The sequence below is a fragment of the Spirosoma arcticum genome (assembly GCF_054779955.1).
Genome location: NZ_BAAGXG010000004.1, coordinates 41,109 through 55,462, shown reverse-complemented (window position 1 = coordinate 55,462; position 14,354 = coordinate 41,109). Strand labels below are relative to the sequence as shown.

The window sequence follows — 14,354 nt, the reverse complement described above, 5'->3', positions numbered from 1 at the left end:
TGTTGATTAGCGGTTACTCTATGACTAATCAGTGCATCGTCTCCCCCGTTGGCTGGCTGGCCAGTTCCTGAATGTACTGGCGCAGGGTCCGGGGTTCGCGGCCCAGAATAGTCCGCAGCACTACCGCGTTGCCACCGGGAAAACCGTATTGGTCGTAGTGGGCATTCATGACCTGCAAGCCCTCACGCAGGGGACCTTCCGGCATTTTGGCCCGGTCAGCCCACTCGGCGAAGGGAGTTTCCCCCGCTTCGACTGGTCGCCCCAGTGCATCGCTCATCAGAGCGGCCATGTCCAGCCGGTTGATCATGCCGGGGGCACACAACTCGAACGTACCGTAATCCAGCATATCGCCGGTCAGGGCAAGGGCCGCTGTTTCGGCTACATCGCGGTAATCGACGTAGCAAACCCTGGCCCGTGTTGAGTAAGGCATGGCAATCCGGCCACTTCGGGCAACCGCAGGCCAGCCACTTTCGAGATTCTGCATGAACATGGCGGGCTGCAGAACCGTAAACACCATCCCCGACTCGTACAGGGCTTCCTCCACCGGCTGCTTGGCCGCGTGATTGCGCATTTTGGCAATGGAGGGGTGGTAGACGCTCGAAAAAACGAACTTGCGTACCCCGGTCGCTTTCGCGGCTTCGACCATCGCCACGCCCATCTCGTCCTCGTCGGGCGCGAAGGCCGGGTTGATGTGGAATACCCCGTCCATCCCCTCAGCCGCCTTTTGCAGGCTGTCAGGGTTGTGCAGGTCACCCATCACCGTCTCGGCAGCACCACGTTCACGGGCGGTTTGTACCTGTTGTTCGTCCCGCACCAAAGCCCGTACCTGCACCCCGCGTTTGGTTAGTTCGGGTACGACCAATCCGGCGTAGTTACCGGCTGCGCCAATCATTAATACCTTCATGAGTTAATTTTTGATGTTTACAAACTATCCGCTCAGTGATCCGGCGCGGGAATACTCCGCCCGCCTATCGACCAGAAACACGACCACCTGTGCCTGTTGGGGAGCCTGTATGCTTACTTGTTCGTCGGCTATAATCGCCGAATCGCCTTTTTGCAGGTCCGAAGCAACTCCCTCTATTGCTACCCTGCCGCTAAATACGTACAGGAAGGCCGTGTGACCTGGCAGGACCGGCAGCGGCAGGGTATGTTGGGTTAGCTGCGCATCATAAAGCCACACGGCACTTCGGATGGTTAGGGGATTGGCTTCTTCCGGCCCGCCAATTAACCGCCACGCATTGGGTGAATCTGCTGTTTCAAACCGATGAAACGCGACCTGCGGAGCAAGATCGGCCTGACGGGGACGCACAAAAATTTGCAGCATCTCCAGCGGTGCGTTGGCCAACTGCACCGATTCTTTGTGAGATGTCCCCTGCCCTGAACTCATCATCATCAGGTGAGTCGAGGTGAGCAGTTCCCGCCGACCCGTTGTGTCTTCGTGCATGACCGAACCCTGCCGGATGTACGACAGAATTTCGTCGTTGCGGTGTTCGTGCATCGGTACAACCACGCCCCCCTGCACTGTGGCGTGATCAACCAGGCCCAGCGGTCCCAGCCCGGCATCGTCCGGGAGGTTCAGGCGCAGGCCGGGGTGAATGCGCCGAATCTGGAACGCGCCACCTCCTAACTGCGGGTGATCCGATTGGCGGGATATGGTTAGCATAAATTTGGGGAGATAAACGGGCGTAACTGAACCCTATTTTTTGAGTTTGTCGAAGTAGTCCGGCGGGTAGAGTTTTTGGCCGTAGCGTTCGGCAATCGCCTGTAGCCGCTTCTGCTCATCGGGTCCCATCGGCGGGGGGTGCGGTAGTAACACATCGGGAGCTACGGGCTTGCCGATTTCCCCGAAAAATTCATCTAATCCCGAAGGAACCACCGTACACATCATGCGGGCGTTGGCACTCGACACGTTCTTGAAGCGATGAACGCCCCCACCCTTTGGAATGCTGACGAGTTGCCCCTTCTTCGCTGTTATTGATTTGTCTTCAAACTGAAACAGGACTTCGCCGTCGAGCACGTAATACGTTTCGTGAAAGCCTGCGTGTTCGTGCGGGCCGGGCCCGCCCCCCGGTGGAATCAGCATGTCGATCATGGCGTAGTCGCCATTGGTTTGTTTGCCGGTCACGATCAGGCGGTACGTATCGCCGACGACCGAGAGGGTCTGCCCTTCCTGCGGGGCGGCTGTGAGCAATTGGTTCGTTGTGGTTTCCATCGTTTTTTTAGTTGGGGTTTGTGATTGAGCGGTGTGGCAAACGAGCATCAGGGCCACCATGAGTTGGCCGAATACCCGGCCATTTCCGGGAGAAACCGGGTAGACCAGATCAGGCGATACCAGGGTGTCTTTCCTGCGGATCGGCACCGCTGCTGTTCGAGGTGTGTAATCGGCCCTGAGGGGTTGGGGTTTGCCGTTGACTGCCCAGTTGCAGGTCATAGAGGCCAGTGATGCCCGGTTGGGCTGTTCGGGCTTTCCCAGCGTAAACAGCTTGGGAAGCGGTGCATTTGTCGTCATAACGCCAGTTGGTTTGCTTACTCTTTACGGCACAAACAAGGGACAAAATGCGTCCCGACAGTAGGTACGAATGGGTATGCAAAATTGGCGGGCGAATGGATGACAAAATAGTCGTATCCGTCTGAAGATTAGTCCGATATAACCGAGTGAAGATTGAGGGCCAGTTTGTTGTCGTACCGTTTGACGGTTGCCTGGTAGCGTTTTGGGGCTAACTGGTGGTGCTTCTCGAACAGACGGATAAAATGACTGAGTTTACTGAAACCCAGCCGGTATGCCGTCTCCGAAACGAAAACCGGATGAGCAGGCGGGCGGCTTCGGTCATGTGCCCGGCCTGATAATACGTATAGATACTATCGCCAAATACCTGCCGGAACAGTCGGGTCATCTTTGTTTGGCTCAGGCCGAAATTATGGCTCAGTTGCGCCAACGGGGGCGTTACGCTTAAATCGGCCAGGACGGCGGTCCGCAGCGCGTGAATGGTTTCGGCATCTGTGGCGTCGATGGGTAGTAACTCAACCGACGGGCGGGCCAGCAGCCTGGTAAACAGTAGGCAAATAAGTTCCTGCGTCTTCACCTGATACAGCAAATGAGCCAGTTCACCCGTGCCGTTGATTCCGTTTAGCTGGGTAAACGTGCGCTGCATCTCCGGGGTCATTATTTCGTGAAAAACAAACGATTGATTCGTCGCCAGAATAGCGATCAGCGGATGACTTTCGTGGCCTACATGCAACATATTCAGGAGTGCTTGCCGGGCGATGGTAAGCGCGATGAAATTTACGTTCTCCTTGGAGGGAAGTGTAATCTGGGCAAACAGGTTGCTGGTCGCCAGTTGAATCGCGTATTCCCGGCTGCGAAAGGGGGCAAACGCATCCAGTTCGTCGCCTGCATCGACTTGTACCTTACTGCCGCTGAAGCGGATTGTTAGCCGGTCGTGCTGCGCTGACGTAGCCAGGCGCCGAAGGGTAAGCGGTTGCTTGAGGCAGTACCGATGGAGACAGAGCTTAAGACCGTTCTCCAGATAAACCTCCTTAATAAATCCGGTTCCGAGCGTTTCGGGCAGGCATACCTGATTGTTGACAGCATTTACCCCGAAGTAGTTGGCGAATGTTTGCGCAAAATCGAAACCTTTCTCTACTTTAAATTCCAGTTCAACAGCCATATTCTTCGCGAATGATACAGTTAACTACCTCACAGGTAGACTATTGGCATCAACGAGGACAGGCCAACGTGTGTTTTTGTTTACGCTCTTTAATTGAGCGAACGAGAACAGTACCGGCTCTGAAACGTCGGATGGTCGGCCTGGTCCTGTTCCCGGATGGTGGTCAGCCAAAGCGATTTCAAGGTAGTTAGCGCACCCGGCGGGCGCGGCCAAACCGGGCAGTCAACACACTCAACGTGTCGAACCGACGAGAGTCATAAGGCCTGATGATGGTGGTCATATATTCTTCACGGGTAGTGGCTTACGTTTGTGCGGCACGGAGAGTGTGCTGGAGAATTGAAAAAGGTGGGTGATAATGTCACTAATGACCCGGCGATCAGGGGCTTTATCTGTAATGGAATCGAAACGAATTACGCCCGGCGTTTTCAACGGGTATCCAGCGCTGAACAGGCCCGGAACGTTAGTACTGCTTATTAATAGACAATCATGGGAAATCTGTTCAAAGGCGGGCTGGAGACCCAGCCCAACGAAATCACCATCGACCAGCTACCGGTGCGGGGAAAGCTACCCGCCTGGTTGACCGGCGCACTCCTCCGCACCGGACCAGCCCAGTTTGAGGTAGGCCCCGATTCGTACCGCCACTGGTTCGACGGGCTGGCGATGCTCCATCGGTTCGCCTTTGCCGATGGCCGGGTGTCGTACCGCAACCGGTTTTTGCAGTCGCTCGCCTTCCGCGAAAATAACGCGGAAGGACGGATTAAGTATGCCGATTTTGCGACCGATCCCTGCAAGTCGCTCTTCAAACGGGTGGTGTCCCTATTTACCGAGCCGGACTACGGCGGCAATGGTAATGTCAACATCTCGAAGTTTGGAGCTGATTTTGTGACCCTGACCGAGTATCCGCTGGCGATGGTTTTCGACCCCAAAACGCTCGACACGCTGGGCGTATATGATTACGACGGCACCGATGCCCAAAACAGCACCGCCCACCCGCACCATGACCGGGAGCGGGATTTGGGGTTGACCTACGCGGCTAAGTATGGCATCACCAACGAATACCGCTTTTATAGTATGCAGGGCAAGCAGTTGACTTCCCTGAGCACCCTCAAGGTGGACCATCCCGCTTACGTCCACAGTTTTGGCCTCAGCGGACGCTACGTCATCCTGGCCGAATCAGCCCTGCGGTTGTCGAGTTCGGTATCGCTGGCCCTGAGCGGCAAGCCGTTTATCGAAAATTTTGAGTGGACACCCGAAGATGGCTCACGCTTTATCGTGATCGACAAAGTGAGCGGGCAGGTGGTGGCCGATGCGCCCACGGAAGCCTTCTTTGTGTTTCACCACGTCAATGCCTTTGAGCGGGACGATGAACTGATCGTGGACCTGATCGCCTACCCCAATGATGACTTTGTGAAAGCGACCTATCTGGATCACCTGCTGGCCGACGGAGCCGGGATTCCTGCTGGTGAACTACGCCGGTACCGCATCCCCCTGAACGGCAAACGGGCCACCTACGAACTACTGACAGCCGAAAACGTGGAGTTACCCCGCATTCACTACGACAGCTACCACACGCGGGGGGACTATAACTATGTGTACGCGGCCAGCGTTCGGCGTGACACGGCCGATTTCTACAACCAGCTCACCAAAGTCAACTTGGTCGCCGGGACGGTATCGGTCTGGCACGAGGACGGCTGTTATCCCGGCGAGCCAGTGTTTGTACCAGCCCCCGACGGGCGGGCCGAAGACGCGGGCGTGATCCTGTCGGTCGTATTCGACAGCCAACTGGCTACCTCGTTTTTGCTGGTGCTGGACGCGCAGTCATTCGGTGAAATTGCCCGCGCTACCGTACCGCAGCACATTCCGTTTGGCTTTCACGGTCAGTATTTCACCGAACCCAATTAACAACTCACGTTAAACCAATTCAGGCACATGTCCATCAACAAGCATTTATCCGGTTTGCCCGACAATGGCCGGACCATTGAACAAATAGTCATCAGCCGAGCCGCCCTGAGCGCATTGGCGGTGGGAGCCGGAGCGATTGGTGCATTGGCCATCGGTGCGCTGGCTATCGGGGCATTATCCATCGGCAACCTGCGTATCCGGCAGGGCTATATCCATAAACTACGCATCGACGAACTGGACGTGGACCGGCTCACCATCCGAACCACCGAACCCGGTGTGAAATCCGCGTAGGACGTAGCAAGAAACCTACATCACCCAATAACGGTGATGTAGGTCACCTTCAGATAGTTGTATGATTCTTACTCTACAGCACACATTATAAACGGCAACCACCAAAAATAGGACTTACGTTCGCGCAAACTAAAAAAGCAAAGCAAATGGAAACCCAGAAGAAAGATACACAAGCACACGGGATGCCCTGGGAAGCGCAATATGGCTACGCCCAGGGCCTCAAACAGGACGGAACCGTGTGGTTATCCGGGCAATTAGGGCACGACGAGCACGGTACAGTTGCCGGCGACATGGAAACGCAGATGCGCCAGACGTACGCCAACATCCAGAAATTACTGGTCGGCTTTGACATGACTATGGGCGATGTCGTAGACGAAGTGGTCTATGTACTCGATATCAGCACGGCGTTTGCGGCTCGTCAGAAGTTGGGGCGGGAGGTGTATCCAGACCCGATGCAGGTACCGAGTACCCTGATTGGCGTGGTGGGTCTGGGCATACCTACTCAACTGGTGGAAATCAAGGTTGTGGCTAAGAAGCCAAACGACGCATCTAAATAAGCGGTCTTGTCACGAACGAAAATTCAACCAGGAAACGGCAATTTATGCAGACAGTATTGATTACCGGAGCGACTTCAGGCATTGGTTTGATGATTGCTAACCAACTCTATAAAAACGGCTTCAGGGTAGTTGGTACCAGCCGCTTTCCAGATCAGCATCAGGCCAACGTTCCCTTTGAACTTTTGGCCCTGGATGTAACGTCCGAAGCGTCTATTCGTGACTGTATCGCGGCATTATCGGCTAAAACGACTGTTATTGATGTGTTGATCAATAACGCGGGCAATGGTGTTAATGGCAGTGCCGAAGAAACCAGCCCGGCGTTGGCCCGCAAGCAGTTTGAGACGAATTTTTGGGGAACGGTTAATATGACGAAAGCCGTTTTACCGATGATGCGACAGCAGCGGAGTGGTAAAATCATCACCATCGGTTCATTGGCTGGCCTGATCGGTGTCCCGTTTCAATCTTATTATGCCGCTTCCAAGCATGCATTAGAGGGCTTTTTTAAATCGCTGCGGTTTGAGGTCAAACCGTTCGGGATCAGCGTTTCTGTGGTTGAGCCGGGCTTTTTCAAAACGAATCTGGCGCAGGCCTTCGAATATGCCGAACCCAGTATCGCCGATTACGATGCAACCCGCACGAAGGCCTTGTCCGTTTTTTCGCGTTCGATTGAAACGGCTCCCACGCCGGAACCGGTAGCTGACACAGTGGTAAAGATACTTCGCTCCAAGAGTCCGCGATTCAGTTACCGGGTTGGCACCGATGCGCGAACCCTGCCCATCCTGCAATTTATGTTTTACCGCCTGTTCGAGTGGGGAGCCGCCCGAAAATTCAATGGTTGAGCAACTTCTACCCTTCCAATTTATATGGACCAGCCGCCGTCCACATTTAACGTAGCCCCGGTAATATAGCTGGCCGCTTCGCTGGCCAGGAAGGCCACGACCTGCCCCACATCTTGCGCTGTACCCAACCGGCCTAAAGCTATCGGGGAAAGCAGCGCGGCCAGCACCGTGGGGTCTGTTGGGGTTAAGTCCGTCTCAATGATGCCCGGCTGAATAATATTGACCGTAATGTTACGCGGAGCCAGGTCGCGGGCCCACCCGCGCGTGTAGGCTGCCAGCGCGCCCTTCGAGGCTGCATAGTCGCTGGACCCCGCAAACGCCGTACGAACATTTGACATCGACCCAATCGTAATAACACGCCCACCCGCCGGGAGGTGCGGCACCGTAGCGCGTACGGCCTGGGCTACCCCCCACGTGTTCACTTGCCACAAGTGAGCAAGGGCAGCCTCGTCGGGCGCAACCTCGTCAACCGGGCTGTTGACAAATACGCCAGCGTTGTTGACTAAAATGTCGAGCTGCCCAAAATGCTGCACTACCGCGTTGATGGCGTTGCGCACTTCGTCTTTATTAGCCATATCCGCCTTCAGGGCCAGTGTTGTGCCACCGTCTTGCTCAATAGCCGTAGACAGGGCTTGCGCCTGCTCAGCCCAAAGTAGAGTACCACCTGACCAGCCTGGGGCGTTCCATTCTACCCGTTATTGGCACCATGGAACAGTGGGGCAACGACCACCGGGCGGAATTAGAAAGAACCTTCGCTGAAGTGCTGTCCGTGGCGCAAAAAGAATAAAAGCGTAGAACGGGAACGAGTAAGGCGCGAATATCTCGTATAAAGCTGCTTTTGGTTTTCGCCGGATGGTAGTTAACAGGCTGCGCTACGGCTCGGTGAAGGTGATAGCGTTTCATGCTTACGGCTGTAGCGACTTAGCCAGGAACCCGTTCAGTTTCAATTTTGTAATAGTGTACATGGCGAAGATCGAGACACTGGCTGAGTTCTACCAGCATAAATTCAACGGGGCGGCCCCCCGCTGGCTACCCGACAACCTGCAACAGGATTTGGGGCATTTTAATGTCTTCCGCATCGAAGATCATGTTGGTGCGGGATCAGTTCCGGTTCAATATAACCGTCGTGATTTTTACAAGATCAGCCTGATTTGGGGCAACAATGTGTATCACTACGCCGACAAGAGCATCGAACTAAACGGCCCGACGCTCATGTTTTTCAATCCGCAGGTGCCTTACACTTGGCAACCTGTGTCAGGAGTTATCACCGGCTTTTTCTGCATTTTCAGGGAAGCCTTTATCACCGACAAGATTCGGGAAAACCTGCACGAACTACCCATGTTTCAGGTTGGTGGCAAACCCGCCTATGTTCTCAGCGAGCAGCAGGCAGGGCAGGTTACTAATCTGTTTGAGAAGATGTTAGCCGAAATTGATTCGACTTATTCGTTCAAATACGACCTGCTCAGAAGCTACGTGTTTGAGTTGATTCATTCGGCCCTTAAGATGCATCCTTCCGATACGCTCTACCAGCGTATCGATGCTAAATCACGCATGACGGCCGTATTTACTGAACTACTGGAACGGCAGTTTCCCATTGAGTCGTCCGCTCAGCGGTTCCGGCTGCGGTCAGCCAATGATTTTGCCAAACACCTGTCGGTTCACGTCAATCACCTCAATCGCTCGATCCGCGAAACGACCGGGAAAACAACGACTGAGCACATTGCCGAGCGGCTCATCAACGAGGCTAAAGCACTGCTGCGGCACACCGACTGGAATATTGCCGAAATCAGCTATTGTCTTGGCTTCGAGGAACCGGCCCATTTCACCAACTTCGTCAAAAAGCAAGTTGGCACTACGCCATCGGCTCTCCGAAATGGTTGAATTTTGTAAGTATCCGCTTGAATAGCGCAAGCCCCTCCTCCTCAACTTCCCGTAATTTTGTCTCAGTCAAACAAGCAGAATTATGGCAAATCAACCACAACAGCAGACCAAAGTATGGTTTGTAACAGGTGCCTCGAAAGGCCTGGGCTTACTTTTAGTCAAACAACTCCTGGCGCAGGGCTACAGCGTAGCCGCCACCTCCCGCAACGTTGGCGAATTACAGCAGGCCGTCGGTGGTGACGACGATAGCGATGCCTTCTTACCTCTGGCGGTAGACCTGACAACGGAATCGAGCGTACAAGACGCGGTTCAGGCTACGATCAATCAGTTCGGACGGATCGATGTGGTCGTTAATAACGCCGGGTACGGTCAAATTGGTAGTTTAGAAGAACTCTCCGACCAGGAAGCCCGCACTAACTTTGATGTCAACGTCTTCGGTTCACTCAACGTGATCCGCCACGTGATGCCGCACCTGCGGAAACAACAGTCGGGCCATATTATGAACCTGTCGTCTATTGGTGGTTTCTACGGCGAGTTTCCCGGCTTTGGTATTTATTGTGCTACTAAGTTCGCCGTTGAGGGACTTTCGGAGTCACTTTCCGCTGAAGCCAAACCGTTTGGTATCAAGGTGACCATCGTTGAGCCGGGCTATTTCCGCACCGAGTTCCTGTCATCCGGCTCATTGAGCGTACCCCAGCATCCAATCGATGCCTACGAAGCCGTTCGCCAATCGCAGCAGGCGCATCAGGACGAAATCAACGGTAACCAACCCAATGATCCGGAAAGGGGAGTAGCCGCGCTGATTCGAATCGCGCAGGAGGAAAACCCACCGCTCCATCTATTCTTAGGTCAGGATGCCTACGATATGGCCTACGTAAAACTGAACGCAGTGGCGGAAGGCCTGGAGAACTGGAAGTCGGTAACGCTTTCGACGGCTTTCGATCTACCCGAGCCTGAGGTCAATAGCTAAAAGTTAACGTGCCTCAACTTTTGCGTTTACCCAAAGAAGCTCCTTCCGCCACAAGTTATGAGACTCATCAACGTATCGCTCATGGCTGCTCTTATTGGCACGAGCACGCTGTCAACCTTAAATCTGTCAACTGCACCCATGAATCAAAATCCGATAGTACCGACTGAATCAGCCCCGCAAGCCACCCAAACAAACGCTTACGTGGGCATGTGGGTGACCAAAGACGGGCACATCCGCCATGAACTGTTGCCCAATGGCCGCTACGACGAAGCGCGGGGCAACCGAAAGAGCGCTTATCAGGGCCGGTACACCCTCACCGGCAATCACATCGACTACGTGGACGATACCGGCTTTACCGCCGACGGCGACTTTCGGGACGGGGTACTCTACCACGCGGGCATGATTCTCTTTAAAGAAAAATCCTGACTTGGCCGCTGACAGGATCTGTCCGGTTTACTGGATAAAATGCGGCATAACTTCACGTTTGAACCAATAAAAAAACGACATGGCACAGGAAACCAATGCTGCGATCATCCAGGGTTTGTATGACGCAGTCAATCAGAAGAATTACGATTACCTAATGAATTTAGGCCATTCGTCAAGCGAATGGTTAGACGTTCCCTTCGGTCTGACGACAACGGGTGAGTCGGCCATCATTGACCCCTGGAAAAGCTGGTTTGAGATTTTTCCCGATGCCACCTGCGAAGTCACAAGCCTGGTCGCGCTGGGCGATCATGTAGTGGCGATGGGAAAAGGCCGGGGCACCCATCAGGGTGTATTTCATTCACCGGCCGGCGATCTCCCGCCCAGTGGTGTGACGATGGAAACTGACTTCTGTGATGTGTACCGCCTGGAAAACGGTAAAATCATGCGGGCGGATTCTTATTTTGATTTTTATAAGTTACTCGGTCAACTGGCACCCGATAAAGTCAAATAAACTTTTGGGTTTGCCGCTTTATGCAGCCTGAGCGATCCGACTTAAAGCGTGTCAGGGATTTTTGAAGTGTTGATCATCAAACAGTCGAAATTCCCTGACGCGCTTTAAACGACTGTAAGCATTGGTGCTGGGTATGCAGAAAGTAGCTAATAGCGTCTTAAATCAACGTAAACAAATGAAAAGTAACCGACTGATAACAAAATTTATTGTGCCTGCTATTGTTCTGCTTACTGTTGGCTTTTCGAAGGTGGCAGACGCACAGACAACGGGCAAGGCATCCCAAAATAAGCGAATTATAAAGCAGGCATTTGACCAGTGGGCGAGTGGCAGCGGCAACTTCTTTGATCTGCTTACCGACGATGTACAATGGACAATTACGGGTAGTTCCCGATTCTCAAAAACGTACACCAGCAAAAAGCAATTCATCGACCAAACGGTCACTCCCCTAACGGTGCGGCTGGCTAAACCCATCAAACCTACGCTGCAAAGTCTATACGCCGACGGAGATGTAGTCGTAGCTATATGGGACGGGGCAACCACAGCCAAAGACGGTAAGCCATACCGTAACACCTATAGCTGGGCAATGACCCTAAAAAACGGACGCATCAATAGGGTCACTGCCTTCTTGGACCTGATTATGTACGAAGACGTGTTCAAACGCATACCTGCGGTAATTAAGTGACCAGGGTCCAACTTAATTTTATGGCAACAACGCCAACGGCCGCTTTGAGTCCCGAGACCGCCCCTATCTTCTTAGTCGGTTTATATATCAGACCCTACTTGTTTGCCTTGCTCTGATTCCGGGTATCTCGCTGCTGGTTAGTCTCGCCAATTACACCGATGCCCCTTTGTTCATCATGGAGCTGGATGAGCCGGTTCGGTTTACCCTCAATTTTTACACCCTGGCCCTCACACATTACAGCATTTCCAACGTCAAGACGGTTCTGCCAATCTGTTCAAGGTTCGGTATGGTTGCCATTGTCCCGGGACCATGCGTTTGCTCATTCCGACGGCTGACGAGCATCATAGTTCAGGCCATAATGGTCATCTACTTTTGTAGCGTTACGGCAGCAGACTCAACTCCTATTAGCATGGTGGTGAACAGCGTGAAGCAAATCCAAGAATTTGACCAAAGTATCTGGCTCGATTTTATTGACCGGAAATTACTCGACACCATCGCAACCCAGTGGGCTAAAGACCTGGCCTAATCCACATCGATTATGAAAACGCCTGAACTGAAAATTCTCCTGTTTGACATCGGCGGGGTGCTGCTCAACAACGGGTGGGGCCACGAGTCGCGCGAAAAAGCGGCCCAACGCTTCGCCATCAACTACGAGGAGATGAACGTGCTGCACACGTTCATCTTCAACACCTACGAAACGGGGAAGATCACCCTCGATGAGTACCTCGATACGGTGGTGTTCTCTCACCCGCGCTCGTTCAGCAGGGACGAATTTAAGGCGTTCATGTTTGCCGAATCCGTCGAACTGCCCGGTATGCTGGCCTGGCTGATGGAATGGAAACGTACCCGGTGCCACTTCCGGGTCATCGCCGTCAACAACGAAGGCCGCGAACTGAACCAGTACCGCATCGCCAAATTTAATCTGCACGAGGTGTTCGACGCCTTCGTTTCGTCGTGCGAGGTGGGCATGGTCAAACCCGATCCCGGCATCTGGCGGCTGGCAATGGGTATTGCACAGGCCAAACCGGAGCAGTGCGTGTTCATCGACGACCGGATCATGCTGGTCCGGGCCGCCCGTAAATTGGGTATCAAGGCGCACCACCACGAGACGTTTGAAATGACTAAACAACTACTCGAAGATTTAACGCATAATCCCCTCGCTCATTATGAACACCAACTCCTCCTCTGACCAGTCAGCGTTTGGTATAATCGGTCTCGGTGTGATGGGCCGCAACCTGCTGCTCAACATGGCCGACCACGGATTCGCCGTGGCGGGTTACAACAAAACCCCCGCTAAATTAGAACTGCTCAAAGCGGAGGTAGCCCGCATTCCGGGTGCGGTCGTGCCGGGTTTTGGGGACCTCGGCGCCTTCGTGAAGGGCCTCAAACGCCCTCGCATCGTCATGATGCTGGTGACCGCCGGAGAAGCCGTAGATGCAGTGATTGCCGAACTGCTGCCCCTGCTTGATACGGACGACATCATCATCGACGGGGGCAACTCGCATTTCACCGACACCACGCGCCGGGCGGTTGACCTCGAAGCACGGGGGTATCATTTTTTCGGGATGGGCGTTTCGGGCGGTGAGGAGGGAGCGCGACACGGCCCCTGCATGATGCCCGGTGGTGACGAAGCGGCTTATCAGGCGGTGAAACCCATCCTGGACGCCATTGCCGCCCAGGTGAACGGCGAACCCTGCGTGACCTATATGGGTACAGGTTCGGCAGGGCACTTTGTCAAGATGGTCCACAACGGCATCGAGTACGCCCTGATGCAGCTCATCGCGGAAACCTACGAGCTGATGCGCACCGGGCTGGCATTGGATAACGAAGCCATGCACACGGTGTTCAGCGGGTGGAATGCGGGACGGCTGCAATCGTTTCTGCTGGAGGTGACGAGCCAGGTTTTCGCCTACAAAGAACCCGGTTCGGCGGCTTTGCTGCTGGATGGCATCAAGGACGAAGCGAAGTCGAAAGGTACCGGCAAGTGGACCTCACAGGTCGCTATGGATTTAGCCACCCCCATCCCGGCCATCGACAGTTCGGTGGCCATGCGTGACCTGTCGAAATACAAAGCCCTGCGCGTCGAAGCGGCAGCGCTGCACAGTACCGGGCAACGGGTACTACCCGTCGACAAGGCCGAATTCTTAGTTCAGTTAGAGCAGTCGTTTTACTTTTCGATGGTGACGACCTACGCCCAGGGCATGCACCTGCTGACGTCGGCCTCGGCGGAGTACGGCTACGGATTGAATCTGACTGACATCACCCGCATCTGGCGCGGGGGCTGCATCATCCGGGCCGCTTTTCTCGATACCATGCTCAGTGCCTACCAAGCCGACCCGGTCCTAACACACCTGCTGCTGGCTCCGACCGTGCGGGACCTACTCGGGGAAACCCTGCCCGGCGTTCGGGCGGTGGTGACGGCGGCCATGACGGCGGGCATTGCCGTACCGGCCTACGCGGCTTCGGTGAGTTACTTCGACGCATTGGTCACGGCTGACCTGCCCGCCAACCTCATTCAGGCGCAGCGCGACTTCTTCGGGGCGCACACCTTCGAGCGGGTCGGGCAGGAAGGGGCCGTTCACGTTGACTGGCAGCGTCAGGTGCCGGTTCCCGTGTAGCATCAGCCC

Annotated in this window: 15 protein-coding genes and 2 pseudogenes; 12 read left to right on the top strand and 5 right to left on the bottom strand. The window is 54.5% G+C overall.

Going from position 1 to position 14,354, the window contains the following annotated elements; all coding sequences use genetic code 11:
* Positions 1-28: 28 nt before the first annotated feature.
* The 4 genes from ACYVHB_RS10105 to ACYVHB_RS10090 all read right to left on the bottom strand — a co-directional run bounded on the left by ACYVHB_RS10105 (position 29) and on the right by ACYVHB_RS10090 (position 3,668).
* Positions 29-904 carry an SDR family oxidoreductase gene (locus ACYVHB_RS10105; protein WP_461051597.1) on the bottom strand — a complete coding sequence of 292 codons (876 nt, stop codon included), beginning with the start codon at positions 902-904 and terminating at the stop codon, positions 29-31.
* Positions 905-928: 24 nt separating this feature from the next.
* Positions 929-1,663, bottom strand: a complete 735-nt coding sequence (locus tag ACYVHB_RS10100) for a pirin family protein (protein WP_461051596.1) — start codon at positions 1,661-1,663, stop codon at positions 929-931.
* Between the two features lie 33 nt (positions 1,664-1,696).
* Positions 1,697-2,509 carry a cupin domain-containing protein gene (locus ACYVHB_RS10095; RefSeq protein WP_461051595.1) on the bottom strand — a complete coding sequence of 271 codons (813 nt, stop codon included), beginning with the start codon at positions 2,507-2,509 and terminating at the stop codon, positions 1,697-1,699.
* A gap of 208 nt (positions 2,510-2,717) precedes the next feature.
* Complete coding sequence (locus ACYVHB_RS10090; RefSeq protein ID WP_461051594.1) at positions 2,718-3,668, bottom strand: hypothetical protein; 951 nt, start codon at positions 3,666-3,668, stop codon at positions 2,718-2,720.
* A 486-nt stretch (positions 3,669-4,154) separates the two neighbouring features.
* Here ACYVHB_RS10090 and ACYVHB_RS10085 point away from each other — a divergent pair, with 486 nt between their 5' ends.
* The 4 genes from ACYVHB_RS10085 (at position 4,155) to ACYVHB_RS10070 (ending at position 7,257) form a co-directional block, all read left to right on the top strand.
* The gene (locus ACYVHB_RS10085) at positions 4,155-5,570 is read left to right on the top strand and encodes a carotenoid oxygenase family protein (protein ID WP_461051593.1); all 1,416 of its coding nucleotides are present in this window, start codon (positions 4,155-4,157) and stop codon (positions 5,568-5,570) included.
* Positions 5,571-5,597: 27 nt separating this feature from the next.
* The gene (locus ACYVHB_RS10080; RefSeq protein WP_461051592.1) at positions 5,598-5,861 is read left to right on the top strand and encodes a hypothetical protein; all 264 of its coding nucleotides are present in this window, start codon (positions 5,598-5,600) and stop codon (positions 5,859-5,861) included.
* A 146-nt stretch (positions 5,862-6,007) separates the two neighbouring features.
* Complete coding sequence (locus ACYVHB_RS10075; RefSeq protein WP_461051591.1) at positions 6,008-6,418, top strand: Rid family hydrolase; 411 nt, start codon at positions 6,008-6,010, stop codon at positions 6,416-6,418.
* Between the two features lie 44 nt (positions 6,419-6,462).
* Entirely contained in the window at positions 6,463-7,257 is a 795-nt protein-coding gene (locus tag ACYVHB_RS10070) for an SDR family oxidoreductase (protein WP_461051590.1), read from the top strand.
* Between the two features lie 20 nt (positions 7,258-7,277).
* On the opposite strand, the pseudogene ACYVHB_RS10065 reads toward ACYVHB_RS10070, so the two are convergent.
* A pseudogene (locus tag ACYVHB_RS10065) lies at positions 7,278-7,889 on the bottom strand (SDR family NAD(P)-dependent oxidoreductase); the annotation flags it as partial.
* A gap of 26 nt (positions 7,890-7,915) precedes the next feature.
* On the opposite strand from ACYVHB_RS10065, the pseudogene ACYVHB_RS10060 reads away from it, so the two are divergent.
* From ACYVHB_RS10060 to gndA, 8 genes and pseudogenes are all read left to right on the top strand, one after another.
* Positions 7,916-8,044, top strand: a pseudogene (locus ACYVHB_RS10060) (hypothetical protein); the annotation flags it as partial.
* Between the two features lie 176 nt (positions 8,045-8,220).
* Positions 8,221-9,138: a helix-turn-helix domain-containing protein gene (locus ACYVHB_RS10055; RefSeq protein ID WP_461051589.1), complete on the top strand. Its 918-nt coding sequence runs from the start codon at positions 8,221-8,223 to the stop codon at positions 9,136-9,138.
* 82 nt (positions 9,139-9,220) lie between these two features.
* Entirely contained in the window at positions 9,221-10,108 is an 888-nt protein-coding gene (locus tag ACYVHB_RS10050; RefSeq protein ID WP_461051588.1) for an oxidoreductase, read from the top strand.
* A 57-nt stretch (positions 10,109-10,165) separates the two neighbouring features.
* Positions 10,166-10,534, top strand: a complete 369-nt coding sequence (locus ACYVHB_RS10045; protein WP_461051587.1) for an Atu4866 domain-containing protein — start codon at positions 10,166-10,168, stop codon at positions 10,532-10,534.
* Between the two features lie 79 nt (positions 10,535-10,613).
* Positions 10,614-11,045: a nuclear transport factor 2 family protein gene (locus ACYVHB_RS10040; protein WP_461051586.1), complete on the top strand. Its 432-nt coding sequence runs from the start codon at positions 10,614-10,616 to the stop codon at positions 11,043-11,045.
* A gap of 175 nt (positions 11,046-11,220) precedes the next feature.
* On the top strand, positions 11,221-11,727 hold the full coding sequence (locus tag ACYVHB_RS10035; protein ID WP_461051585.1) for a nuclear transport factor 2 family protein: 507 nt from the start codon (positions 11,221-11,223) through the stop codon (positions 11,725-11,727).
* Between the two features lie 538 nt (positions 11,728-12,265).
* Positions 12,266-12,916, top strand: a complete 651-nt coding sequence (locus tag ACYVHB_RS10030; RefSeq protein WP_461051584.1) for an HAD family hydrolase — start codon at positions 12,266-12,268, stop codon at positions 12,914-12,916.
* Positions 12,894-14,345: an NADP-dependent phosphogluconate dehydrogenase gene (gndA, locus tag ACYVHB_RS10025; protein ID WP_461051583.1), complete on the top strand. Its 1,452-nt coding sequence runs from the start codon at positions 12,894-12,896 to the stop codon at positions 14,343-14,345. The genes ACYVHB_RS10030 and gndA overlap by 23 nt, the downstream gene beginning before the upstream one ends.
* The last annotated feature ends 9 nt before the right edge of the window (positions 14,346-14,354 follow it).

Coding starts and splice junctions, on each gene's coding strand:
- ACYVHB_RS10105 (WP_461051597.1), bottom strand. CDS start 904: ATGAAGGTATTAATGATTGGCGCAGCCGGTAACTACGCCGGATTGGTC.
- ACYVHB_RS10100 (WP_461051596.1), bottom strand. CDS start 1,663: ATGCTAACCATATCCCGCCAATCGGATCACCCGCAGTTAGGAGGTGGC.
- ACYVHB_RS10095 (WP_461051595.1), bottom strand. CDS start 2,509: ATGACGACAAATGCACCGCTTCCCAAGCTGTTTACGCTGGGAAAGCCC.
- ACYVHB_RS10090 (WP_461051594.1), bottom strand. CDS start 3,668: ATGGCTGTTGAACTGGAATTTAAAGTAGAGAAAGGTTTCGATTTTGCG.
- ACYVHB_RS10085 (WP_461051593.1), top strand. CDS start 4,155: ATGGGAAATCTGTTCAAAGGCGGGCTGGAGACCCAGCCCAACGAAATC.
- ACYVHB_RS10080 (WP_461051592.1), top strand. CDS start 5,598: ATGTCCATCAACAAGCATTTATCCGGTTTGCCCGACAATGGCCGGACC.
- ACYVHB_RS10075 (WP_461051591.1), top strand. CDS start 6,008: ATGGAAACCCAGAAGAAAGATACACAAGCACACGGGATGCCCTGGGAA.
- ACYVHB_RS10070 (WP_461051590.1), top strand. CDS start 6,463: ATGCAGACAGTATTGATTACCGGAGCGACTTCAGGCATTGGTTTGATG.
- ACYVHB_RS10055 (WP_461051589.1), top strand. CDS start 8,221: ATGGCGAAGATCGAGACACTGGCTGAGTTCTACCAGCATAAATTCAAC.
- ACYVHB_RS10050 (WP_461051588.1), top strand. CDS start 9,221: ATGGCAAATCAACCACAACAGCAGACCAAAGTATGGTTTGTAACAGGT.
- ACYVHB_RS10045 (WP_461051587.1), top strand. CDS start 10,166: ATGAGACTCATCAACGTATCGCTCATGGCTGCTCTTATTGGCACGAGC.
- ACYVHB_RS10040 (WP_461051586.1), top strand. CDS start 10,614: ATGGCACAGGAAACCAATGCTGCGATCATCCAGGGTTTGTATGACGCA.
- ACYVHB_RS10035 (WP_461051585.1), top strand. CDS start 11,221: ATGAAAAGTAACCGACTGATAACAAAATTTATTGTGCCTGCTATTGTT.
- ACYVHB_RS10030 (WP_461051584.1), top strand. CDS start 12,266: ATGAAAACGCCTGAACTGAAAATTCTCCTGTTTGACATCGGCGGGGTG.
- gndA (WP_461051583.1), top strand. CDS start 12,894: ATGAACACCAACTCCTCCTCTGACCAGTCAGCGTTTGGTATAATCGGT.